The sequence below is a fragment of the Streptomyces sp. NPDC088746 genome (assembly GCF_044751065.1).
Lineage (GTDB): Bacteria > Actinomycetota > Actinomycetes > Streptomycetales > Streptomycetaceae > Streptomyces.
Map to the genome: position 1 here is coordinate 578,033 of NZ_JBIVLA010000004.1, position 21,862 is coordinate 599,894.

Here is a 21,862-nt window from a genome sequence, read left to right on the forward strand (position 1 = left end):
TCCGCGCCCCGGCCGACCGTCAGCACCGTTTCCGCTGCTGCCGCGAGGCGACGCCGCGCTCCGTCAGGCAGTCCCGGGCCCGGGGGCCGGGAGCATCTCGCTCGGGACCTGGGTGAGGGCCGAGGCGCCGCCGTCCACGACGTGGACTCCTCCGGTCATCCAGGACGAAGCGTCGGAAGCGAGCAGGAGCGCGGCTCCCGTGATGTCGTCGGGCCTTCCCCAGCGCCGCATCGGGACGGAGTTCTCCCACGCGGCGACGGCGGCCTCGGGCCGGGGGCCCGGGCCGCCGATGTTGGTGACCACCGGTCCCGGGGCCAGGGCGTTGACGCGGACGCCGAAGCGGGCGAGTTCCAGCGAGGCCTGGCGGACGAGGCCGACGACGGCGGACTTGGACGCGACATACGGGTAGCTGACGCGTGGTTCGGCGCGCAGGCCCGCCGTGGAGGCGGTGACCACGATGCTCCCTGACCGCTGCCGCTTCATGACCCGGGCACAGTGCTGGAGGCAGTGGAACAGCCCGTCCAGGTTGACGTCCATGACCCTCCGCCATGCTTCGAAGGGCAGCTCGTCGATCGCCCCGCCGGGCTGGAGCGGGGAAGGTACGCCGTTGACCCCCGCGTTCAGGAAGGCGACGTCGAGGCGGCCCGAAGCGGCCACGACGCCGTCCACGAGGGCGCGGACCGCGTCCGGGTCCGTCACGTCGCACACGTGCGACGTGACGGACCCGGTCAGTTTCCCGGCCGCTTCGTGGACGTCGTCCGACACGTCGGCGAGGTGCACCGTGGCGCCTTCGTCCGCGCAGGCGCGGGCGATCGCGTGACCGATCCCGCTCGCCGCGCCGGTCACCAGCACCACTCGTCGGTCGATGCGCAGGGTGTCCATCAGATCAGCCTTTCTTTCGTACCAGTACGGTGCCCGCGGTCCCGTCGACCTCCACCACGTCACCGGTGTGGATCGTCCCGGTGGTGTCCAGGCCCGTCACCGCCGGGACGTGGAGGACGACAAGGCCCAGGGCGAGCTTGCTGTTCATCCGCGTGAACACGATGGCGCACGGCGCGGTGCCCTGCAGTTTGGCGAGGTGGAACTGCCCGGACCAGCCGGAGGACCCTTTGGCCCCGGGCAGCACCAGCACGGTTCCGGCCACACTGGCCCCGTGCTGGGGGTGGCGGCTCTCCACGATGATGCCGGTCCGTGGGTCGATGCCGCCCCACCCCGACACCGGTGCGGTGCACACCAGGGCGGGTCCACAGGCCCGCCCGGCGACTACGCCCGTGCCACACAGCAGCTCAGGCATCCTGCCACCGCCCTTCCAAGGCCGCGGTGACACAGGTCCGTACGCTGCCGAACCAGCCCTGTACGCCCGTGATGGCCGGCAGGTAGTGCGCCTGCTTCGCGGAGTCGGTGGCGAACACGCGCGTGCCGGGCGGCAGGAACTGTCCGATCGCCGGGCAGGTGTCGGACAGCACGCGTGCGCCGGCCTTCTCGATGGTCTCGACGTAGCCGCTGCGTTCGGCCATCGCGCGCAGGGTGCGAGGAGTGAACACCCACAAGGTGGTGGAGTCCGCGAGGTGGCGGCCCTCCAGCAGCTCGGCGACCTCGCGTACCTGTTCCAATGAGGCGTGCGGGCAGCCGATCATCACGAAGTCCACCTCGCGGTCGGTGGCCGTCCGGCTCAGCGATGCCACGGTCCCCGCGTGCGCGGCGGCGTCGAAGACCGAGACCGCGTCGGGTTCCCGCCCGGCCAGAGCCTGTTCCACCGTCCGGGCCTCCGGTGTGACGCCGGGCAGGTGATACATCTCGACGTCGCCGGAGGAGGCGGCGGCCGCGCCGAACTGCTTGAGCTGCACCGGGGTCGGTGCACCCGCCCCGTGGGTGAGCCCTGGTCCGGTGAGGACCGGGACGGCTTCCTGGACCTGCTCCCCCACCCAGTAGCCGAGGACGTTCCAGTCCTCCGTGGTGACGACCGGGTGCCGTACCTCGACCAGATGTGTGGCGCGGCGGTGTCCGTCCAGGTGGTAGCCGCAGTAGGGAGTGCGGCCGGTGAGCATGGAGGCGGCCGAGGACTCGCGGCCCTCGGTATTGGTCCGGGCTCCGAGCACGGAGTTGATGTAGACGACCGCGGAGGACTCCATCCACGCGCAGTGCTCACCGAACCGGGGCACGTTGCCCACCTGGTAGGGGGTGCAGGTCGACAGGAGGTCCACGCCCTTGTCCACGAGGTAGCGCTCGCTGTCGTCCATCGCGGCGGCGTCCACGGGTGCGACGCCCTGGAGGTCCCACCGGTCCCGGTCGCGGGGGCCGATGAGCTGACAGCTGTGCGCACGGAACGGCGGGACGTCGACCGTCTCGTCGAGGTCGAGGGAGAAGCGCGAGAAGAGGGCGGCCGGGTCGGTGGTGCCGAGGACCCGGGCGTGGCGCGGTCCGAAGAGGTTGGCGCCGCACACGTTGTCGGTGTCGATGAGGCGTTCGGCGCCCATCAACTCGCCGTATCGGACGAGTAGTTCCAGGGCGGCGCGGATCGCTGGGCCCTCCTCGCCGGCCAGCATGCGTTCGTCGGCGGGGGTCAGCAGCACGAGTTCCTCACAGTGTCAGGCACGCTCCCTCTCCTTCCAGTTCGTCGCGCAGCTGTGCGACGTCGACCTCGGTGGTCGTGACGTGGTCCTTGAGTGCCAGGTGGGCGGCCGTGCCGGCGGCCTGTCCCATGGCGAAGCACGGCCCCGCGACACGCGCGGCGGACTGGCCGCCGTGGGTCATGGAGGCGCAGCGCCCGGCGACGAGCACGTTCCCGGGGCCTTCGGCGGGAACGAGCATGCGGTACGGCAGCTGGTTGTAGCCCGCCGGGTCGTCCCCGTAGGGCCAGCGGATGTCGAGGTCGCCGTCGACGTGGGCCTCCACCGGCCAGCCGTTGAGGCCGATGGAGTCCTCGAAGCGGGCACAGGAGCGGACGTCTTCCTCGGTGAGGAGGTACCGGCCGAGCAGGCGTCGGGTCTCGCGGATGCCGATCTCGGGGCCGATGTCGACGATGTAGGACCGTTCGAAGCCGGGAAGGTTCTCGCGGATGAAGCCGAACACCTCCTGGGCCTGTGCGCGACCCTGCACCTCGCCGTGGGTGAGCTGCCAGACGTCGGTGCCGTCCACCGCGCTGCCGTCGGTGTTGCGCAACTGGGTGGCGTTGGCTCGCCACTCGATGGCGTCGCGCTGGGGCCGGACGATCGCGCCGCGGCGCGGGAAGCGGGGACGGCCGGCGGCGACGGCCTCGTCCATCAGGCGCGGCAGCGTCTTCCACGCGGGTCCGGCGCGCTCGTCGTCCACGGCGTTGATGCGGAACATGGTGGACGGATAGAGCATGTCGCCGTGCGGGTCGGCCTTCTCGTGGCTCGTCCCGGTCCAGGCCAGCAGGTCACCGTCGCCGGAGCAGTCGATGAACACCTGGCCGCGCAGGATGCCGCGGCCCGACTTCGATTCGACGACGACTGCCTCGACGCCCGCCGGGCCGGTGATCGCGCCCACCGCGAAGGCGTGGTACAGGAGTTGGGCTCCGGCGGACAGGACGTGGTCGTCGGCGGCGCTGCGGTAGGCCGGGATGTCGTAGGCCTGTGCCTGGATGCGGTCGGCGAAGGACAGGTGGGGGGCGCGGAGTCCGCCGAGACGGTCGATGCGCTCCAGGAGTTCGGTGGCGTGTCCTCGGACGGTGAGGACGTGTTCGCCGTGGACGTTGGAGTACATGCCGCAGAAGGTGGACAGGCCACCGCCGGTGCCGGCGCCGCCGAGGTATCCGCTCTTCTCCACCAGCAGGGTGGTGCGTCCGGCCCGGGCGGCCGCGGTGGCCGCGGCGAGTCCGGAGGGGCCGCCGCCGAGGACGACGACCTCCCATTCGCCGAACACCGGTGTCTCACGGGTGGGTTCCGTGACGTAGCTGTTCACGGGGTGGCCTTTCTGTCGGCTGCGGCGGTGGTCCAGTGGTCCGTCAGCAGTGTGTGGAGCCGGTCGGGGATCTCCTGGCTCAGCAGGTGGCCCGCGCCGGGGAGCGTGATCTGCCGGGCACCGGGCACGGTGGCAGCGATCGTCCGCGCGTGGTGGGCCGGGACGACGGCGTCGGCGAGCCCGTTCACCGCGAGCACGGGGCACCGGATGCCGGCCAGCCGGTCCCGTAGGTCGGCGCCCGCGATGGCTTCGCAGCAGGCCGCGTAGCCCGCGGGGTCGAGCCGCCCGACGCCGTCGACGGTGTCCTGCACCAGGGCCGTCGGTGCCTGCGCCACGGCGGGGGCGTACCAGCGGTCCAGCAGGCCCGAGGTGGCCACCGCCATGCCCTGTTCACGGACCGCCGCGGCGCGGCGCCGCCAGAAGACCGGGTCGTCCGCGAACGCGGGCGCGTTGAGGGTGACGAGGCTGCGTACCCGGTCAGGGTGTTCCGCGGCCAGGGCGAGCCCGACGGTGCCGCCGAGGCTGATCCCCACGACGTCGGCGGACTCGATCTCCAGCGAGTCGAGCAGGGTGACGGCGTCGTGGACCAGGTCGGCGAGGTCGTACGGTCCCGGGGGCGCCGGGTCGGCGCCGTGCCCGCGGTGGTCGTACGCGATCACTCGCCGCCCGGTGCGCAGACGTGCGCGCTGGGGTGCCCACATCGCGGCCGTCGTGCCCAGGGAGGCGGAGAGCAGGACCGGGTCGCCGGACCCCTCGTCGGTGAAAGCGGTCATGCGGCGGCTCCCGCGCGGCGGCCGGCCTTCGCGTCCTGGATGCCCCGGTGGACGCGGGTGCGCAGCTCGGCGAACTCCGCCGTCGAACGGCTCGTGACCTGGTCGCGTTCGGCCGGGAGTCCGATGGGGACGTCGTCGAGGACGTGGGTGGGGGAAGCGGACAGGACCAGGACGCGTTCGCCGAGGTACACGGCCTCGTCGACGTCGTGGGTCACGAACAGCGTGGTGATGCCCAGGGACCGCCACAGTGACCGGACGAGGTCCTCGAGGTCGGCTCGGGTCTGTGCGTCGACAGCGGCGAAGGGTTCGTCCATGAGCAGCACCTGCGGCTCGTAGGCGACGGCCCGGGCGATGGCGACGCGCTGCTGCATACCGCCGGAGAGCTGCCAGGGGTAGGCGTCGCCGGAGGCGGCGAGTCCGACGGCGGCGAGGGAGTCGCCGACCAGCCGGTCGCGTTCGGCGCGGGGCAGGCCCTTCTGCCGCAACGGGAGATCGATGTTCTGCCGCACGGTCTTCCAGGGGAAGAGGCTGCGGCCGTACTCCTGGAACACCACGGCCATGCCGGGCGGTGGCCCGGTCACGGGGGCGCCGTCGAGCAGTACCTCCCCCGCCGTGGGGGCGAGCAGTCCGGCCAGGCATTTCAGCAGGGTCGTCTTGCCCGCGCCGGAGGGGCCGACGATGCACGCGAACTCGCCGCGGGCGACGGAGAAGGTGATGTCGCCGATCGCCTCCACCCGGTGACCGGCGGACTCGTACACCTTGTTGAGGCCCTTGACCTCGACCATGTCTGTCATCAGCCGTTCTTCCTCTGCGACTCGCGCAGGCCCAGGTACCAGCCCAGGGCCCGCTTCTCGACGACGGTGAACAGCGCGGACAGCGCGAATCCGATGAGGCCGAGCAGGATGATGCCGCTCCACATCTGGGGGATCGCGAAGGTGCGCTGGAACTGCACGATGCTGAAGCCGAGACCGTTGGTGGCGGCGAACATCTCGCCGATGACCATGAGGATCAGCCCGACGGAGAGCGCCTGGCGGAGTCCGGCCGCGATCTGCGGGCTCGCCGCGGGCAGCACCATGTGACGCAGCTTCGCGCCGCGGGTGATGCCATAGGTGCGGCAGGTGTCGACCATGACCTCGTCGGCACCGCGTACGCCCTCGACGGTGTTCAGCAGGACCGGCCAGACGCAGCCGGAGACGATGACCAGCACCTTCGGGCCGTCCCCGATGCCGGCGACGATCGCGATGACCGGCACCAGCACGGTCGGCGGGAGGGCGCGCAGGAACTCCAGCACCGGTTCGGCCCCACGGCGCAGCGCGTCGGTCAGGCCGAGGACGACGCCCAGGGCCACACCGAGGACGGCGGAGAGGGCGAAGCCGGTGAGGAGCCGGAGCAGGCTGGGCACGACGTCATCAACGAACCGGGACGACAGCCACAGTTCCCCGAACCGGTCGAAGATGTCGGGCAGGGGCGGGTAGTAGTAGCTGGTGCTGTTGACGCTGGTGATCCACCACAGCGCTACGAGGACGGCGGGCAGCCCGAGCGCGAACAGGGTGCGGCGCAGGACGTTCATCAGGAACCTGCCGATCGCCGGACGGACGGGTGCCAGCCGAGCGTGGCCCGTTCGGCGTACCGGAAGCCCACGTTGACCAGGACGCCCAGGACTCCGGTGAGCAGTACGAGCGCGAACATCTCGGTCGTCGCCCCGCTGCTCTGCGCGACGGAGATGAGCTGGCCGATGCCCTGGGTACCGATGACCAGTTCGCCGGTGATGGCCAGGACCAGGGCGACCGAGGCGGCCAGCCTGATGCCGGTGAACACGAACGGCAGGGCGGTCGGCCAGATGACGTGCCGGACGCGGGCCCACAGGCCGAAACGGTAGGAACGGGCGGTGTCGTAGGCGACCGGGTCGATGTCCTGGACGCCGTAGAGCACCTGCACCAGCACCTGCCAGAAACCGGCGTAGACGATGAGGACCACACCGGACTCGTAGCCGGTGCCGAAGATGAGGATGACGGCGGGGATGAGGGCCACCGAGGGGATCGGGCGCAGGAACTCCACCGTGGAGGCGGTGAGTGCGCGCAGCACCGGCACGAGCCCGATGGCCACGCCGACAACCACTCCCGCGGCGACGGCGGCCACCAGTCCGACGGCCCAGGTGCGGACCGTGCTGCCCAGGGCCTCCCACAGCGCGCCGTCGGCCGATTCCCGGCCGAGCTCGGCCAGGACGGCACTGAGCGGGGGCAGCGCACCGTCCGCGACGAGGCCCGTACGCGGGACGAGTTCGGCCACGAGTACGGCGACAGCGATGCCCACCAGCGGAGCGATACGGGGCCGGGGCCTGCGGACGCGCGGCGGAGAAGCGGGCGGCGGGGCTTCGGTCGGCCGGGTGACTTCGAGCACTTTCATCGGACTTCTCCCAAAGATTGCCCGCACACGCTCGCGCAGGCCCCCCGGGCCAGGACGGAGCCGCAGGCGGGGCTGGTGACGGTGCGGTCGTACACGGACAGCCAGCCAGGGGTACGGACGGTCTCCGTGGCGGCGGTCTCGCGGCCGGCCAGGGTGTCCGGATCGACCTCCAGGTCCACCGTGCGGGTGGTGAGATCGATGCTGATCAGGTCGCCGTCGTGGATCCGGCCGAGCGGGCCGCCGATGGCGGCCTCGGGAGAGACCTCGCCGACGACGATGCCTTTGTTGACCAGTCCGGAGAGCTGGCCGTCGGTGACCACCGCGACCTTCTCGCCGAGTCCGGCGCCGTCGAGGGCGAATACGAACGCCGAGGCCATCGCCATGCCGGGACCGCCGTGGAGTCCCATGCCGCGCAGTACGACCACGTCTCCGGCCTGGACCTCTCCCGCGGCGAGAGCGTCGACGGCCGCTTCCCTGGAGGGGTAGCAGCGGGCCGGACCGCGGAAGGCGGTGGGCCGGTCCTCGTCGGCGGGCAGTTTGACGATCGCGCCCTCGGCCGCCAGGGACCCTCGCAGGACGACGATCGAGGGTGTACGGGAGAACGGGTCGCCCAGCGGCCTGATGAACTGCGGGTCGGACTCCGGTGCCTCGGCGAGGAGTTCACCGAGCGGTCGTCCGGTGGCCCCGACAGCGGTGAGGTCCAGCAGCGGTGCCAGCGCGGCGAGGACACCGCGGGTGCCGCCGGCGTCGTCGAGCTGCTCGATGAGATGGGGGCCGTTGGGCCGTACCGCCGTGATCACAGGGACCCGGTCGGCCAGTTCCTCGTAGGTCCGCCACACGTCGACGTCCAGTCCGGCCTCGACGGCGACGGCCTGGAGGTGCTTGACGGAGTTGATCGAGCCGCCGACCGCGAGCATGACGGTGACCGCGTTGCGGATCGCCTGCGGGGTGAGCACCGTTCGTGCGGTCCGCCCCTCGTGCACCATCTCCACGATGCGCCGGCCGGCCGAGCGGACGGCGTCCCACATGGCGGGGCCGTCGGCTCGGGTCGGGGTGGTGCCGGGCAGTGCCATGCCGAGCGCCTCGGCGGCCATGTGCATGGTGTTGGCGGTGCCCATCCCCGCGCACACTCCAGGGCCGCGGATGGCGTCCTCGGACATGGCGAGCAGGTCCTCGGCGGAGGTACGGCCCAGAGCGGTGTGGCCTGCGTGCAGGAAGACGTCCTCGATGTCGGCGCCCCCGTCCTCGTGCAGGGCGCTGCGCTGGTAGCCGCAGGCGACGAGCAGGGTGGGCACGTCGAGCCTGCCACCCGCCATCATGTGCGCGGGTGCGGTCTTGTCGCACGAGCTGAGGCACACCATGCCGTCGAGCAGGGCGCCCTCCACCACGACCTCGATGTCGTTGACGATGAGGTCGCGGGTGGGCAGCACGTACCGCCCGCCGGCGCCGGCGCTGGTCACGAAGTCGGCCGGAGCCGCGGTACGGATCTCGAAGGGCAGGCCGCCCGCCCCGCGTATCGCTTCCTTGAGCACCGGGACGATGTCGTCGAGGTGGGCGAAGCAAGCGGCCAGGTCCGAGGAGGAGTTGACGATGGCTATCTTGGGCCGGGCCATCTCCTCGTCGGTGATGCCCAGTGAGCGCCACTGGGCCCGTCGGACGGCCCAGCGGGAACTGCCGGCCGGCAGGTCGCTTCGGAGAGAGGTGGTCATGTCAGTCGGCCGTTCCCGACCACACCAGGTCGTCGTAGGAGATGTCGTCGTCGTCGATCAGGCCGTACGCACTGGCGGTCTTGACGAACGTCTCGACGGAGGCCGGCTTGATCTCGGGTGCGAAGGTCGGCAGGGTCACCTTCTGGGCCACCGCGGGGTCGATCTTCATGAACGAGGAGAGCTGTGCCCGGGTCTCCCGGGGGTGTGCCTGCGCGTAGGCCAGTGATTCGTCGATGGCGGCCTTCACGGCGGTGAAGAGTTCAGGGTTCTTCTTCAGCTGTGCCTCGGAGGTGAAGTACACCGACGTGGTCAGGCTGGTCTCGGCCAGGTCGAGGTAGGGCGACGAGATGACCCGGGTGCCCGCGTCCGCGGCGATGGTGTCGAACGGCTCGGCGGTGACCATGGCGTCGATGTCGCCCTTGCCGAGCGCGGTGACCGCGTCGGGGAAGGGCATTTCGACGAACTCGACCGTCTCCGAATCGCCCCTGTCCGCGTCCACTCCGGCCTGGCCCAGCATCTGGAGGAGGTTGTTGAGCGTGTTGACGCTGACCTTCTTGCCCGCGAGGTCGGCCGCCGACTTGATCGGGCTGTCCTTGGGGACTCTGATCATCGTCACGTCCTTGCCTTCGGTACCCGTGGAATTGGATCCGGAGGCGATCACTTTCAAGGGCAGGCCCTGGCCGCGGGCCGAGAGGACCGAGACGATGTTGCTGAACGCGAACTGGTACTGCCCGCTGACCACCGGCGGCACGAGGGCCGCGCCGCCCTGGGCGGTCTTGATGTCGAGCTTGATTCCGCGCTCGGAGAAGAATCCCTGCTTCTCCCCCAGGTAGAGCGCGGCCACGTCGATGACCGGGATGAAACCGGCCTGCACGGTCACCGGCGTCTTGGACGAGGGGACCAGCCCCCCTCCCGACGACTCTCCGCTACCGCAGGCGGTGAGCGACAGAGCCAGTCCGGCTGCGGCCGCCAGCGCCGTCCTTCTGCGCATGATCGGGAACTCCATCGTTCCTCCACGAGACAGGGGCCCGGCGAACCGGACCAGATGTGCGTGAGGAGGACCATACATATCTGAACACCCGTGCGCTAGACGCACGCACAACCGTTCGCTGTGCGTACACTGCTGTTCGTGTCCGACGGCGAAACCCTCCGACGGATGTGGGAAAGTGGTCGCCGCCACCGCCGGGACTGGGAGACAAGACATGGAACTGCTCGAAGACGGGCCTGGGGACACGGACTTCGTCCAGTCACTGGCGCGCGGGCTCGAAGTGATCAGAGCCTTCGACGCCGACCATCCGTCCCGCTCGCTCAGCGACGTCGCCAAGGCGACCGGTCTGTCCCGCGCCTCGGCTCGGCGCTCGCTGCTGACGCTGCTCAAGCTCGGTTACGTACGCAGCGAGGGAGCGCTCTTCGGCCTCACCCCCAAGACCCTCGAACTCGGGCACGCGTACCTGCGGGCACTGTCCACGCCCCAGATCGCCGAACCGCACCTGACGAGCCTGATGCGCGAGGTGCGCGAGACGACGGCACTGTCCGTGCTCGACGGCGATCACGTGGTGCACGTGGCCCGGGTTCCGGCCGGCGGGGTGATCAGCGTGTCCATCAACGTGGGTTCCCGGTTCCCCGCCTATGCCACGGCCATGGGTCGGGTACTGCTCGCAGGTCTGCCCGACGACGCCTTCCTGGCCTACCTGGACCGGATCGAGCTCCAGCCCCTGACCGGCCGCACGCTCCGCAGCGCCGACGAGCTGCGCGCGGTCATAGAGACGGCCAGGGCCGACGGCTTCTGCCTCGCCGATCAGGAACTCAACCAGGGGCTGCGAGCCGTGGCCGCCCCCGTGCGTGACCGGTCGGGAGCCGTTATCGCCGCGGCCAACATCGCCGCGAGCGCGGGCATGCGCAGCCTCGACGAACTCCGTGCCATGGTGCCTCGGCTCCAGGAATGCGCCGCCGCCATCGAAACCGACCTGCACCGGGTCGCCGGCCCCTGACCGTCCGGCATGCGGCATGGCTGCGCCGCAGTGAAGAACCGCTGCCCAGCCATGCCGCATGTCCGAGGGCGGGATCAACCACCTCAAGCGCGACCGGGCCGTGGCCACACGGTTCGACAAGCTCGCAGTGCGCTTCGAGGCCACCGTCCTGATCGCTGCTATCGGTGAATGGTTCTGACCTGCCAGCGCTGTCGGAGCACTGTCCAGCAAGCCTGGAGAGCCACGGAGTCGACTCGGTCCTGCCGTGGCGTGGAAGAACTGCTGCCTGTTTTCGCTCGATGCCGTGGACGCGACCATCAAGACGCTCGCCAGGGGCGGCTACGGCCATTCGGCCACCGCACTCGGACGCCAGCAGACGACCCTCACCCCTTCGATCATGGAGAACGGCGTCACCGATCTGCTGGACAAGGTGCTTCGCGACGGGTCGTTGTGACGCATGCGCCGACCCTGAGCCGAGGGCCCCGCACAGGACCTCTCAGAGCGGCAGCCCGCGCACTGCCACCGCCAGCGCGCTCCGCAAGGCGTCCGCCAAGGTGCCGCCGTCGTCCTCGCCGGGCCGGCGCCAGGCGAAGTCCCTGACTGCCACATGTATGGCCGCCAGCAGCATGCCCGCCTGCACGTTGTCCTCCATCGCGGGCCGCTCCCGCCCGGCACGCTCGGCAAGCACCTCCGCGACCGCCGGTTGGGCGGCGAAGGTCTGCCGCATCCACACCGTCTGCAGACTCGGCTCCGTCCGGGTCAGCCGCATCAGATCGAGGACGAGCCGCGCGGTGTCCGGGCCCTCCGCCGCGATCCAGTCCTCCCGTTGCAGCGCCTCCAGCAACGACTTGTCCGTCGGCCAGTCCCCCAGTTGCTGAACGAGTCGTCGGACACCCAGCGCCAGGAGCGGTGCGACGCACTCCTCCTTGGACGGGAAGTAGCGCCACAGCGTACGGGTGGAGATGCCCACCGACTCGGCGATGTCGGCGGCGGAAACCCCCTCCACACCGCGCTCCGCGAAGAGCTCCACAGCCGCCCGGGCGATGTCCAGGCGTGCGTTCTCCTTACGCCGCTCGGTGAGCGGAGGCCGCCCCGCGCGGGTGCGTCGCGCCCGGCCCGCGTCCTGCTCGGCGCCGGCCGCATCGTCCACGCCAGCCATGACCTGCTCCCCGTTCCGACCACCGACGAAAGCGGAATTGTCTCACGGGGCGCTCGGGGCATCGTGTGCCGACATGTGATCGCCCTGTCCCCGCCGACGTCGGCGGGGACAGGGCGATCACGTTCGTCTACTGCACTCCGGCCCGGAGGGTGAACCCGCCGTCGACCGTGAGGACGACGCCGGTCACGAAGGCCGACTCCCCGGATGCCAGGAACAGGGCCGCGTTCGCGACGTCCCAACTCGTTCCCTGATGCCCCATGGGCACCATCGCGGCGCGCCGCGCCGCGACCTCCGCACGGTCCACCCCTCCGGCGCGGGCCGTCGCATCCACTCCCATCGGGGTGTCCATCATGCCCGGGGCGACACAGTTCACCCTGACGCCGTGCGGGGCGTACTCCAGCGCCAGGTTCCTCGTCAGGGCGTGAACCGCCGCCTTGGAGGTGCTGTACGCGATGGTCTCGCCGCCGGCGAGCAGGCCCGCCATCGAGGAGATGTTGACAATGGTTCCGCTGCCCCGTTCCCGCATGTGCGGAAGCACGGCCTTGCAGGTCAGCCACATGCCGGTGAGGTTCACCTCGAAGCCCTGCCGCCAGCGTTCGACCGGCAGGTCCTCGGTGCGGCCGGCCGGGACGATGCCGACGTTGTTGTGGAGGATGTCGACGTGCCCGAGTGCCTCCAGCGCCGCGTCCATGATGCCGGCGCAGTCGGCCTCCGACGTGATGTCGGCCCGGTGGGCCGTCGCGGTCCCGCCTTCCTTCCGTACGAGCTCCGCCGTCTCCTCCGCCGACTCCAGCACCCTGTCCACGACGAGGATGTCGGCGCCTTCGCGGGCGAAGGTGAGGGCGACTGCCCGGCCGTTGCCGGTCGTGGTGCCGGGCGTCTGGCCGCCCCCCATCACGATGGCGCGCTTTCCTTCGAGTCTCCTGGTCACAGGTCCTCCACTTCCGTCTTCTTTCCGGTGGCCTTGTCCACGGACCATTCGAAGGACGTGGCCACCGGCCAGCCCGCGTAGAAGGCGATCTGGGCCGCCATCTCCCGCAGTTCGTCCTCGGTCAGGTCACCGCTCTCCAGCGCCGCCCTGATGTGGAGCGGAGCGTGCACCTGGTTGGCCTGGAGCACGGCCAGGACGGTGAGCGTGATGATGCGCCGTTCCCGTACTGTCAGTCCGGGTCTGTTCCAGAGGTCACCGAAGATGACCTTGGTGGCCAGGTCGCTCACGGAGCCCGGATCGTTCTCGATCATCTCGGCAGGGAAACCCAGCACTTCGGCCTGTGTGGCACGGCCGATGTCGTCGAGGTGCGCGAAGTTGTCGGCCTGCTCCGCGCCCGCTCTTCCGCCGGGCGCGTTCACCAGGTGGCCGGGAGGGACTCGAGCCCGTAGGTCAGGGCGTCGTCGTGGAAGTGCAGTTCGCTCTCGTCCACCGCGAGCCGCAGGGTGGGGATCCGCTCGAAGAGCCGGACCCAGGCGACCTGCATCTCGACGCGGGAGAGGTTCTGGCCGAGGCACTGGTGGATGCCGTAGCCGAATCCCATGTGCTTGCGCTCGACGCGGGACACGTCCAGCTTCTCGGGCTCGGCGAACACCAGCGGGTCGCGGTTGGCCGCGGGCAGGTTGCAGATGATGCCCTCGCCCGCCTTGAGGAGGACGCCGCCCACCTCCATGTCACCGGTGAGGACGCGGCGCGGCTCGGTCTGCACCATGCTCCAGTAGCGCATCATCTCCTCGACGCACGTCGAGGCGTACTTCGCCGGGTCGGAGAGCAGGATCGACCGCTGCTCCGGCTCGCGCAGCAGCGCGAGGATGCCGAGGCCGATCATGTTGGCCGTGGTCTCGTGGCCGGCGCCGATCACCAGCGTGCCGAGGCCCACGGCCTCGTCGAACGTCAGGTCGCCCTTCTCGTCCACGTGCACGTTGACCAGCCGGGACAGCAGCTTGTCGTCGGGATGGCTGCGCTTGTGCTCCATGTGCTTGCTGAGGTTGGCCGTCATCGCGGCGTGCGCGGCCATCTTCTCGTCGTGCGGAAGACTGAGCTGGACGATCTTCTTCGAGGCTTCGTGGATCGCGTGCCGCTCCTCGTACGGGACGCCCAGCACCTCGCAGATCACGACCGTGGGCAGCGCCAGCGCGAAGTGCTCGATCAGATCCACCGGCCCTTCCATGGCGAGCAGGTCGTCGATGAGCTGGTCGGTGAGTTCGGAGAGGCGCGGGCGCAGTGCTTCGGAGCGCTTGGCGGTGAAGTCCGGGTTGAGGATGCGCCGGATCGGCAGATGCTGGTCGCCGTCCTTGCGGAAGAAGATGTTGCCTTCGACGGCGGGCTGCGCGGAGCTCGTGTTGGGGAAGCCGGGGTCGGTGACGTCGGCGCTGACCGGGGCGCTCGCACCGAGGATCTGCTGGATGTGGTCGTGGCGGGTGATCAGCCACGGGGTGCTGCCGTTCCAGATCGTGACCCGCTGCGGGGCGCCCGTCTCACGGAAGGCGGTGGCGGTCTCGGGAGGGGCGAAGGGGCAGCCGCGCGTCAGGGGGAAAGCGGGTGTCTCTTCGGGTGCGGAGAGGGTCATGGGGGGTCTCCTAGCTCTGATGTTCTGCGGAGGGGCTATGCGGCGACCGGGACGGACGCCCAGTCGGCGCGGTCGGCGACCAGCGGGCGCAGGGCTCGCAGCGGGCGGACCATGTTGACGCCCACGGCGGCGGTGACTCGTCCGTCCCGGCCGAAGAGGGCGGTGAACCTACGCGACGCGAGGTCACCGTCGACGATCCGCACGGCGTCCGCTCCCCGGGTACGGCCGTAGATCTGGATCTTCATGTCGTACTGGTCGGACCACACGTAGGGCACCGACGTGAAAACGTTCGCCTTCCCGGGACCGGCGAGTATGTTGCGGGCCACGGCGAGGCCCTGCTCCGACGCGTTGGTGCGGTGTTCGATGCGCAGCCGGTCCCCGGTGACGGGGTCCGGCCAGGAGGCCACGTCGCCGGCCGCCCAGATGTCCGGGGCCGCGCACAGTGTGGGGTCGCACAGGACGCCGTTGCCGACGGCCAGGCCGCTGCCCTCGAGCCACTCCACGTTGGGCCGGGCGCCGATGCCGATGAGCACGGTGTCCGCGTGCAGGATCCGGCCGTCGGCGAGCTTCACGCCCGTGGCGCGGACGCCGTCGGACACGACGGCCTCGACCAGCGCCTCCGTCTCCATGCGTACGCCGTGCTCGCGGTGGGCCTCCGTCAGCATGCCGCCGATGTCGGCGCCGACCGCGTCGGCGAGCGGTACCCGCTGGTCCGTCACCATCACGACGTCGCAGCCGAGCCCGGAGGCGACCGCTGCCGCCTCGGCCCCGATGAACCCGCCGCCGACGATGACCAGGCGCGGGCGTGCTGCCAGCTCCGTCATGAGTGCGAGTGCGTCGTCCAGGGTGCGCAGGACGTGGACGCCCTCGATGCCCTCGGTACCGGGCAGGGTCCGGGCCCGTACGCCCGTGGCGACGACGACCTGGTCGTAGTCGAGGAAGGTCCCGTCCGCCAGCCCGACCCGGTGGCCGGCGACATCCAGGGACCCGGCCGGGGTACCGAGCCTCAGCTCGACATCGAGCTCTTCGTACGCGGCAGCGGTACGCAGCTGGAGCTTGTCCCGGTCCCACTCACCGGACAGCAGCTGCTTCGAGAGCGGCGGCCGGTCGTAGGGGAGGTGCGGCTCGTCACCGACCAGGACGATCCGGTCGCCGTGGCCGAAGCGGCGCAGCCCCTCGGCGGCGGCCAGACCGGCGGCGGAAGCGCCGACGACCACGACGCCGCGGGACGTCACGCCCGGACCTCGATGGCTGCCGCGGGGCAGACGGCGGCGGCCTCCTGGACGGCGTCGAGCAGTCCGGCCGGCGGAGCCGGGTCCAGGAGGACGACGACTCCGTCGTCGTCACGCTGGTCGAAGACGTCCGGGGCGACCAGGACGCACTGCCCGGCGCCGCAGCACTTGGCCTCGTCGATGGTGATCTGCATGGTGCTCCAATCCCGGAGGGCACGGCGGGATGCCGAGCCGCGCCCACCACTAAGTGAACGCTTATGTATATACACCCGTTTACCGATAGGAGGCCAACTCGTCCCGGGTCGCGGACTGTGAGGCAGACCACGCGCGTTCCGCGACCGCCCGTGTGCAAGGCTGCGTGCATGCCCAGACATCCCGAAAAGCCCAGCTCGGCTGCGTCGGCTCCGGTCAGAGCCCGGTCACGCAACGTCCGGGGCGAGGGCGAGAAACTGCGGTCGGAGATTCTCGACGCGATGCTTCGCCTGATGGGGGACGAGGCGCGGATGCAGCCCGTCCCGCTGTCACTGCGAGAGGTCGCCCGCGAGGCGGGCATCACAGCCCCGGCCATCTACCGGCACTTCCCGGACAAGCAGTCGCTCAGCCGGGCCGCGTTCGCCCTGCTCTTCGAAGAACTTCTCGGCGCCATGGACCGGGCGGACGCCGAGTCCACGACGCTGCCGCCCGGCGAGCGCCTGGCCGCCCTGGCCCACGCGTACTGCCGGTTCGCTCAGGACAACGCGGCGAGTTTCCGCATCATGTTCGGCGCATCGGAGCTCGTCGGATCCGGCCCGGACGAAGTCGGGCAGCGGTGGCGCCGCGCAGTCGCCCGGCTGGCCGGAACCGGCATGCGGCTCTCCCAGACCCCGGAGGAGGCAGCGCTCTCCGTATGGTCGTCGGTACACGGGCGGATCCTCCTCGGGCGCCCCCTCAGCGGCGACGGTCCGGACGACGGCGTACACGACTTCATCGACGTACTCACCCGCTCACTGACCACCACCGGCCCGGAGACGGTCTGACGCCCCTTGTGACGCACCCGATCAGCGGTCGACCGGTGGTCTGCCGCCCGGCCGGAAGGCATGGAGCCCGGTGCCGGCGTCGCAGAAAGCGCGCATGACGCACGAAGTCCCGGCCCACCGTGCGGTGTACCGGGACTTCGGCTTCGGCCGGGGGGCGCCGCGTCGCCGGGCGAGCTCCACCCGGCCGGCGCCCCCGGTGTCAGTCCAGCACGTCCAGCACCCGGGTCGCCTCGTGACCGGCGAGAACCAGCTGGTCGGAGGCGTCCAGGTGCCGGCGCCAATACACCTCGGCGGCCTCTCCGTCGCCCGCGCGCACCAGCTTCACCAGCTTCGCGTAGGCGCGCAGGGCCCGCTCGTACGAGGCCTCGGCGTCGGGCGCGGCCTGGTCACGTGAACTCGCCCTCACCGCCGTCTGGGTCTGGCGCAGGATGATCTCGTGGATCATGCCGGCCATCAGGGCCAGCGTCTGGTTGCCGCACAGTTCGACCAGCCGCAGGTGGAAGCGGGCGGACGCGGCGGCGAAGAGGTCCACCTCGCCGAGCCGGCTCCGGGTCTCCTCCAGGGCGGCCTCCAGGGCGTCGTACGCCTCGCCGTCGCCGCTCTCCGCCAGGAGCCTGGCGGACAACGGCTCGATGGCGCCACGCGCGACGTACACGTCCGCGAGCGTCGCTCCCCCCAACTGCAACTGCAGGCCGGCCGGTTTGGCCACGGCCTCCGCGCCGGGGAACGTGACCCGGGCACCGGTGCGTGAGCCACGGCGCAGCTCCACCAGCCCTTCGGACTCCAGGACCCGGACCGCCTCACGCAGCGTCGGCCGGGACACTCCGAAGTGCTCGACGAGAGCCGCCTCGTAGGGGAGCGAGTCACCTTCCTTCAGCTCTCCCTCGACGATCATGCGCCGGAGACGGCGCGCGACGAGCTCCCCCGTCTTGGGCGGCCGGATCGCGGTCTGCGGCTCCGCGAGCGGCCGTTCCTGCTTGCTCGCCGGCTCGGACCGGGCCATGGCTGCTCCTCCGTGAATCGACATGGATCACTGAACCACCGAGGATAGTCAGGTCGGGCCGCTCATCGCGCCCCGGTGACACCCACGCGGTCCGGCTCCCCCGCACCCTCGACACCCCAGTCGTTCAGCACGTCCCGGTCACCCGGGTCGGGTTGCGCCAGCCGCCCGGGCGTCCTGGAGAAGCGCGGAGCCGGCGCCGGGACGGTGTGTCCGTCGGTACGGGCGTGTGCGTCACGGGCCCGCAGGTGAGCGTCCTGTTCCGCCTCCGCCCAGTCCAGCACGGGTGTCGCGCAGGCGTCCGTACCGGAGAAGACCTCGTCCCAGGCGGCGCGGGTGCGGGTGGCGAACCTGGCGGCGAACGCCTCGCGCATCCCTTCCCACCCGGCCCGGTCGTGCTGCTTGTCGCCCCACTCCGGGGCCCCGAGGAGTTCCGTGAACTGCCGGTAGAACTGCGGCTCCAGCGCGCCGACCGCGTACCAGCCGCCGTCGGCGGTCTCGTACACGTCGTAGAAGGGCGCCCCGGTGTCGAGGATGTTGCTGCCGCGTTCGTCGCGCCAGCCGTTGTGGTGGCGCTCGGACCAGATCATCGACGACAGATGGGTCACGCCGTCGACGATCGCCGCGTCCACCACCTGGCCCTCTCCGGTGGCCCCGGCGTGGTGCAGGGCCGCGAGAACTCCGGTGACCAGGTAGAGGGAGCCGCCGCCGAAGTCACCCAGCAGGTTCAGCGGCACCTGCGGCGGCCCGCCCGCGCGGCCGATGGCGGCCAGCGCCCCGGTGATCGACAGGTAGTTGATGTCGTGACCCGCGGTGGTGGCACGCGGCCCGTACTGGCCCCATCCGGTCATCCGGCCGTAGACCAGCGCGGGGTTGCGCTCCTGGACCCGGTCCGGGCCGAGGCCGAGGCGTTCGGCGACACCCGGCCGGTAGCCCTCCAGCAGGACGTCGGCACGGGCGGCCAGACCCAGGACCGTCTCCACGCCCTGGGGCTGCTTGAGGTCGACGACCAGCTCACGCTTTCCGCGTGCCAGCAGGTCGGGCAGGACCTGCCCGGACGGGCGCGCGATCCGGACGACGTCGGCGCCGAGTTCGGCGAGGAGCATCCCCGCCATCGGCGCCGGGCCGATGCCGGCCAGCTCGACGACGCGCACCCCGTGCAGGGGCCCCCGGGGCGCGTCCCCTGGTCCTGTTCCGGCGGCGCCCGCCGCCCCCTCCCGGTCCGTTCCTGCCGCCGCCTGCCACGGCTGTTCGCGCTCCATGACGTCTCCTTCCGGTCCGGCCGAAGGCGCAGCAGCGCCTGCGGTATCACTCCCACATTTCCTCTAGTCGCTAACCTAGTAAGCGATGTAGCGTATGCGGAAGCCCGCGGGGAACATCGGGCCGACGGGGAGTCCCGGTGGCGAGCCTTCCCGGCGCGGCGCAGACGATCAGCGCCCGCGGTGACGGCCGAACACCGGACCTCGACGCGCGTTCTGACAAGGGAGTCGGTTCCGATGCAGCTCAGCACCACCCTTCAATACGCCCGTGATCCACGCGAGGCGGCCGCGGAGGCCGTCGCGATGGAGCAGGCGGGACTGGACGCCGCCTGGGTCGCGGAGGCGTACGGCTTCGACGCCCCCACCCTGATGGGATACCTCGCCGCCCGCACCGAACGGCTCCTCATCGGCAGCGGCATCGTCAACGTCTACTCGCGCACGCCCGCGCTTCTCGCGCAGACCGCCGGCGGGCTCGACGCCCTCTCGGACGGTCGCGCACTGCTGGGCCTCGGGGCTTCCGGTCCGCAGGTCGTGGAGGGATGGCACGGCCTCCCGTACGAGAAGCCGCTGGCCCGCACCCGGGAGACGGTCGAGGTCGTACGGGCCGCACTGCGTCGCGAGACGGTCGTCCACGACGGGCGTACGGTGACCATTCCGCTGCCCGCCGAGCGGGGAACCGGGCTGGGCAAGCCGCTGAAGATGATCACTCGTCCCGTGCGGCCCGCCGTGCCGGTCTTCCTCGCGGCGCTGGGCGACCGTAACGTACGGCTCACCGCCGAGATCGCGGACGGCTGGCTGTCGCTGTTCTACCTGCCCGAGCGGGCGGCCGAGGTGTGGGGCCCCTCCCTGGCGGCCGGACGCGCCGAGCGGTCGCCGGACCTCGGCGAACTGCGCGTCGTGGCCGGAGGGATCCTGGCCATCGGTGAGGACAGGGCCGCTCTGCGCGACCTGGCCCGCCCGCAACTCGCCCTCTACATAGGCGGGATGGGTGCGCGCGGCAAGAACTTCTACAACGAACTGGTGTGCCGCTACGGCTACGAGAAGGAGGCGGAGGTGATCCAGGACCTCTATCTCGCGGGCCGCAAGCGCGAAGCCGAAGCCGCCGTACCCGACGATCTCATCGACCGGACGAACCTGCTCGGCCCGGAGGGTTTCGTCCGGGAGCGCATCGCCGCCTACCGCGAGTCGGGCGTGACGATGCTGAACGTGGAACCGGGAGCGGGCACCGACCCCGTCGCCCTGGTGGAGAAGGTGAAGGGGTGGCTGTGAGCAGGGGTATCACGACACTGGGCGCGCGCATCGTGGAGGCGGCCGTCGAACACGCGGCGGCCCCCATGGTCTTCCACACGCCCGACGGCACCCGGGAACTGACGCTCACCGAAGTGCACGAGCAGGCCACCGCAGCCGCCGCGGGGCTCGCGAATCTCGGCGTGGACCCCGGCGACGTGGTGGTCGTGCAGCTCCCGAACGGGGTGGAGAGCCTCGTCGCCCACGCGGCCGTGCTGTTGCGCGGCGCGGTCCTGCTGCCCGTCGTCACGATCTACGGACCGCGGGAACTGGGTTTCATCCTGCGGCAATCGGGCGCCAAGGCCCTCATCGCGACTGCCGACCGGGTACGGGAGCGAGCGGCCGGGGCGGCCGACGACGGCCTCCGGGTCGTGGCGGTCGGGGAGCCCTCCCCCGGCACCGGAGCCGTGCCCTGGAGCGCTCTGGCGGCTTCGCCCTCCGGACCCGGCGCGCCGGCCGCCGCGGCGGACGACATCGCCGCGCTGGTGTACACCTCGGGTACGACGGGCGACCCCAAGGGCGTGCAGCACACGCACCGTTCGCTGCTGTCGGAGATCGGGAACATGCCCGGATCGCGCCAGGGACTGGTCTACCTCAACCCCTTCCCCCCGGGTCACATCGCCTCGCTCGGGGTGATGCTGCGCGCGCTGATTCTCGGCACGCCGACCGTGTTCATGCAGAAGTGGGACCCCGAAGCGGCGCTGGACCTCATCAGCGCGCACGGGGTGACCGCCTCGGCCGGGGTGCCGTTCCACCTGGCGGGCCTCCTGGACGCCGCGGAACGGTCCGGGCGGAGCCTGGGCACCCTGTGCGACTACCTCGTCGGCGCGGCGAGCGTCGCTCCGGTACTGGTGGAGCGGGCGCATCGGGCGGGTATCGCCGCCTACCGCGCCTACGGGTCCAGCGAACACCCCACCATCACCTCGGGCCGCCCGGACGATCCGGTGGCCTGGCGTGCGTACACGGACGGCCGTCCGATGCCCGGGTGCGAGATACGGATCGTCGGTCCCGACGGCCGGGACGTGCCACCCGGCCAGGACGGCGAGGTCTTCTCACGCGGCCCCGAACTGTTCGCGGGGTACCGTGACGCGTCGTTGAACGAAGGGGCGCTGGCCGAGGGCGGCTGGCTGCGCACCGGGGACGCGGGCCGGGTGGACGCCGACGGCTGCCTCACGATCACGGACCGGCTCAAGGACATCATCGTGCGCGGCGGCGAGAAGATCTCGTCCAAGGAGGTCGAGGACGTCCTCGCCTCCCATCCGTCGGTCGCCGAGGCCGCGGCGGTCGCCGAGCCGGACGCGCGCTACGGCGAGCGGGTGTGCGCGTTCGTCGTGCCCAGGGACGGCGCGGAATTCGGTCTGTCCGACGTGGCGGCCCACTTCGCGGCGTCCGGGCTCGCCCGGCAGAAGACGCCGGAACGCCTGATCGTGGTGCGGGAGCTACCGCGCACTCCCGCCGGAAAGATCCTCAAGCAGCAGCTGCGTGCGCGTCTCGACGACGCGTCCGGGGGCGCGACCGGCTGAGCCCCGAGGGCCGGCCCACACGGCGTCAGCCACACCGTGGGCCGGC

The 21,862-nt window shown here is 71.2% G+C and carries 23 protein-coding genes; 5 read left to right on the top strand and 18 right to left on the bottom strand.

What is annotated here, in order from left to right; genetic code table 11:
• Positions 1-63 precede the first annotated feature (63 nt).
• Genes ACIP63_RS21515 through ACIP63_RS21560 form a run of 10 tightly spaced genes read right to left on the bottom strand, consistent with a single transcriptional unit; the run spans position 64 to position 9,803 of the window.
• On the bottom strand, positions 64-882 hold the full coding sequence (locus ACIP63_RS21515; RefSeq protein ID WP_401517813.1) for an SDR family NAD(P)-dependent oxidoreductase: 819 nt from the start codon (positions 880-882) through the stop codon (positions 64-66).
• Between the two features lie 4 nt (positions 883-886).
• Positions 887-1,294, bottom strand: coding sequence for an aconitase X swivel domain-containing protein (locus ACIP63_RS21520; protein ID WP_401517816.1), 408 nt, complete (start codon positions 1,292-1,294; stop codon positions 887-889).
• The gene (locus ACIP63_RS21525) at positions 1,287-2,573 is read right to left on the bottom strand and encodes an aconitase X (RefSeq protein WP_401517819.1); all 1,287 of its coding nucleotides are present in this window, start codon (positions 2,571-2,573) and stop codon (positions 1,287-1,289) included. Before ACIP63_RS21525 ends, ACIP63_RS21520 begins: the two co-directional genes overlap by 8 nt.
• A gap of 7 nt (positions 2,574-2,580) precedes the next feature.
• On the bottom strand, positions 2,581-3,924 hold the full coding sequence (locus ACIP63_RS21530) for an FAD-dependent oxidoreductase (protein ID WP_401517820.1): 1,344 nt from the start codon (positions 3,922-3,924) through the stop codon (positions 2,581-2,583).
• Positions 3,921-4,697 carry an alpha/beta fold hydrolase gene (locus tag ACIP63_RS21535; protein WP_401517822.1) on the bottom strand — a complete coding sequence of 259 codons (777 nt, stop codon included), beginning with the start codon at positions 4,695-4,697 and terminating at the stop codon, positions 3,921-3,923. The genes ACIP63_RS21530 and ACIP63_RS21535 overlap by 4 nt, the downstream gene beginning before the upstream one ends.
• Positions 4,694-5,491: an ABC transporter ATP-binding protein gene (locus ACIP63_RS21540; protein WP_401517825.1), complete on the bottom strand. Its 798-nt coding sequence runs from the start codon at positions 5,489-5,491 to the stop codon at positions 4,694-4,696. The genes ACIP63_RS21535 and ACIP63_RS21540 overlap by 4 nt, the downstream gene beginning before the upstream one ends.
• Positions 5,491-6,267 (bottom strand): ABC transporter permease, encoded by a 777-nt coding sequence (locus ACIP63_RS21545; RefSeq protein WP_401517827.1) that lies wholly within the window; start codon positions 6,265-6,267, stop codon positions 5,491-5,493. The genes ACIP63_RS21540 and ACIP63_RS21545 overlap by 1 nt, the downstream gene beginning before the upstream one ends.
• The gene (locus ACIP63_RS21550) at positions 6,267-7,103 is read right to left on the bottom strand and encodes an ABC transporter permease (RefSeq protein WP_401517830.1); all 837 of its coding nucleotides are present in this window, start codon (positions 7,101-7,103) and stop codon (positions 6,267-6,269) included. The genes ACIP63_RS21545 and ACIP63_RS21550 overlap by 1 nt, the downstream gene beginning before the upstream one ends.
• The gene (locus ACIP63_RS21555; protein ID WP_401517833.1) at positions 7,100-8,812 is read right to left on the bottom strand and encodes a dihydroxy-acid dehydratase; all 1,713 of its coding nucleotides are present in this window, start codon (positions 8,810-8,812) and stop codon (positions 7,100-7,102) included. The genes ACIP63_RS21550 and ACIP63_RS21555 overlap by 4 nt, the downstream gene beginning before the upstream one ends.
• 1 nt (position 8,813) lies before the next feature.
• The gene (locus tag ACIP63_RS21560) at positions 8,814-9,803 is read right to left on the bottom strand and encodes an ABC transporter substrate-binding protein (protein WP_401517834.1); all 990 of its coding nucleotides are present in this window, start codon (positions 9,801-9,803) and stop codon (positions 8,814-8,816) included.
• Positions 9,804-10,014: 211 nt separating this feature from the next.
• Between ACIP63_RS21560 and ACIP63_RS21565 the strand changes: the two genes are divergently transcribed.
• Both ACIP63_RS21565 and ACIP63_RS21570 read left to right on the top strand, forming a co-directional pair.
• Positions 10,015-10,803 carry an IclR family transcriptional regulator C-terminal domain-containing protein gene (locus ACIP63_RS21565; RefSeq protein WP_401517837.1) on the top strand — a complete coding sequence of 263 codons (789 nt, stop codon included), beginning with the start codon at positions 10,015-10,017 and terminating at the stop codon, positions 10,801-10,803.
• A 283-nt stretch (positions 10,804-11,086) separates the two neighbouring features.
• Positions 11,087-11,236: a hypothetical protein gene (locus ACIP63_RS21570; RefSeq protein WP_401517839.1), complete on the top strand. Its 150-nt coding sequence runs from the start codon at positions 11,087-11,089 to the stop codon at positions 11,234-11,236.
• Positions 11,237-11,278: 42 nt separating this feature from the next.
• Here ACIP63_RS21570 and ACIP63_RS21575 read toward each other — a convergent pair whose 3' ends face one another.
• From ACIP63_RS21575 to ACIP63_RS21600, 6 genes are all read right to left on the bottom strand, one after another.
• Positions 11,279-11,941, bottom strand: a complete 663-nt coding sequence (locus ACIP63_RS21575; protein WP_401517842.1) for a TetR/AcrR family transcriptional regulator — start codon at positions 11,939-11,941, stop codon at positions 11,279-11,281.
• Between the two features lie 127 nt (positions 11,942-12,068).
• Positions 12,069-12,872, bottom strand: a complete 804-nt coding sequence (locus ACIP63_RS21580) for an SDR family NAD(P)-dependent oxidoreductase (RefSeq protein ID WP_401517844.1) — start codon at positions 12,870-12,872, stop codon at positions 12,069-12,071.
• A complete protein-coding gene (locus ACIP63_RS21585; RefSeq protein WP_401517846.1) occupies positions 12,869-13,291 on the bottom strand; it encodes a carboxymuconolactone decarboxylase family protein in 423 nt (140 codons plus the stop codon). Before ACIP63_RS21585 ends, ACIP63_RS21580 begins: the two co-directional genes overlap by 4 nt.
• Positions 13,288-14,499 carry a cytochrome P450 gene (locus ACIP63_RS21590; protein ID WP_401517849.1) on the bottom strand — a complete coding sequence of 404 codons (1,212 nt, stop codon included), beginning with the start codon at positions 14,497-14,499 and terminating at the stop codon, positions 13,288-13,290. Before ACIP63_RS21590 ends, ACIP63_RS21585 begins: the two co-directional genes overlap by 4 nt.
• 35 nt (positions 14,500-14,534) lie before the next feature.
• Positions 14,535-15,734, bottom strand: a complete 1,200-nt coding sequence (locus ACIP63_RS21595) for an NAD(P)/FAD-dependent oxidoreductase (RefSeq protein WP_401517851.1) — start codon at positions 15,732-15,734, stop codon at positions 14,535-14,537.
• Positions 15,731-15,925 (bottom strand): ferredoxin, encoded by a 195-nt coding sequence (locus ACIP63_RS21600; protein ID WP_401517854.1) that lies wholly within the window; start codon positions 15,923-15,925, stop codon positions 15,731-15,733. Before ACIP63_RS21600 ends, ACIP63_RS21595 begins: the two co-directional genes overlap by 4 nt.
• Before the next feature lie 168 nt (positions 15,926-16,093).
• Between ACIP63_RS21600 and ACIP63_RS21605 the strand changes: the two genes are divergently transcribed.
• On the top strand, positions 16,094-16,747 hold the full coding sequence (locus ACIP63_RS21605; RefSeq protein ID WP_401517856.1) for a TetR/AcrR family transcriptional regulator: 654 nt from the start codon (positions 16,094-16,096) through the stop codon (positions 16,745-16,747).
• Between the two features lie 199 nt (positions 16,748-16,946).
• On the opposite strand, the gene ACIP63_RS21610 is transcribed toward ACIP63_RS21605, so the two are convergent.
• Both ACIP63_RS21610 and ACIP63_RS21615 read right to left on the bottom strand, forming a co-directional pair.
• Positions 16,947-17,750 carry a FadR/GntR family transcriptional regulator gene (locus tag ACIP63_RS21610; RefSeq protein WP_401517859.1) on the bottom strand — a complete coding sequence of 268 codons (804 nt, stop codon included), beginning with the start codon at positions 17,748-17,750 and terminating at the stop codon, positions 16,947-16,949.
• Between the two features lie 62 nt (positions 17,751-17,812).
• On the bottom strand, positions 17,813-19,009 hold the full coding sequence (locus tag ACIP63_RS21615; RefSeq protein ID WP_401517862.1) for a CaiB/BaiF CoA transferase family protein: 1,197 nt from the start codon (positions 19,007-19,009) through the stop codon (positions 17,813-17,815).
• 234 nt (positions 19,010-19,243) lie between these two features.
• On the opposite strand from ACIP63_RS21615, the gene ACIP63_RS21620 reads away from it, so the two are divergent.
• Positions 19,244-20,275 carry an LLM class F420-dependent oxidoreductase gene (locus ACIP63_RS21620; protein ID WP_401517864.1) on the top strand — a complete coding sequence of 344 codons (1,032 nt, stop codon included), beginning with the start codon at positions 19,244-19,246 and terminating at the stop codon, positions 20,273-20,275.
• Entirely contained in the window at positions 20,272-21,816 is a 1,545-nt protein-coding gene (locus ACIP63_RS21625; protein WP_401517867.1) for a class I adenylate-forming enzyme family protein, read from the top strand. Before ACIP63_RS21620 ends, ACIP63_RS21625 begins: the two co-directional genes overlap by 4 nt.
• Positions 21,817-21,862: the final 46 nt, after the last annotated feature.

Coding starts and splice junctions, on each gene's coding strand:
- ACIP63_RS21535 (WP_401517822.1), bottom strand. CDS start 4,697: ATGACCGCTTTCACCGACGAGGGGTCCGGCGACCCGGTCCTGCTCTCC.
- ACIP63_RS21550 (WP_401517830.1), bottom strand. CDS start 7,103: ATGAAAGTGCTCGAAGTCACCCGGCCGACCGAAGCCCCGCCGCCCGCT.
- ACIP63_RS21560 (WP_401517834.1), bottom strand. CDS start 9,803: ATGCGCAGAAGGACGGCGCTGGCGGCCGCAGCCGGACTGGCTCTGTCG.
- ACIP63_RS21520 (WP_401517816.1), bottom strand. CDS start 1,294: ATGCCTGAGCTGCTGTGTGGCACGGGCGTAGTCGCCGGGCGGGCCTGT.
- ACIP63_RS21605 (WP_401517856.1), top strand. CDS start 16,094: ATGCCCAGACATCCCGAAAAGCCCAGCTCGGCTGCGTCGGCTCCGGTC.
- ACIP63_RS21615 (WP_401517862.1), bottom strand. CDS start 19,009: ATGGAGCGCGAACAGCCGTGGCAGGCGGCGGCAGGAACGGACCGGGAG.
- ACIP63_RS21555 (WP_401517833.1), bottom strand. CDS start 8,812: ATGACCACCTCTCTCCGAAGCGACCTGCCGGCCGGCAGTTCCCGCTGG.
- ACIP63_RS21540 (WP_401517825.1), bottom strand. CDS start 5,491: ATGACAGACATGGTCGAGGTCAAGGGCCTCAACAAGGTGTACGAGTCC.
- ACIP63_RS21575 (WP_401517842.1), bottom strand. CDS start 11,941: ATGGCTGGCGTGGACGATGCGGCCGGCGCCGAGCAGGACGCGGGCCGG.
- ACIP63_RS21545 (WP_401517827.1), bottom strand. CDS start 6,267: ATGAACGTCCTGCGCCGCACCCTGTTCGCGCTCGGGCTGCCCGCCGTC.
- ACIP63_RS21565 (WP_401517837.1), top strand. CDS start 10,015: ATGGAACTGCTCGAAGACGGGCCTGGGGACACGGACTTCGTCCAGTCA.
- ACIP63_RS21590 (WP_401517849.1), bottom strand. CDS start 14,499: ATGACCCTCTCCGCACCCGAAGAGACACCCGCTTTCCCCCTGACGCGC.
- ACIP63_RS21515 (WP_401517813.1), bottom strand. CDS start 882: ATGGACACCCTGCGCATCGACCGACGAGTGGTGCTGGTGACCGGCGCG.
- ACIP63_RS21620 (WP_401517864.1), top strand. CDS start 19,244: ATGCAGCTCAGCACCACCCTTCAATACGCCCGTGATCCACGCGAGGCG.
- ACIP63_RS21610 (WP_401517859.1), bottom strand. CDS start 17,750: ATGGCCCGGTCCGAGCCGGCGAGCAAGCAGGAACGGCCGCTCGCGGAG.
- ACIP63_RS21600 (WP_401517854.1), bottom strand. CDS start 15,925: ATGCAGATCACCATCGACGAGGCCAAGTGCTGCGGCGCCGGGCAGTGC.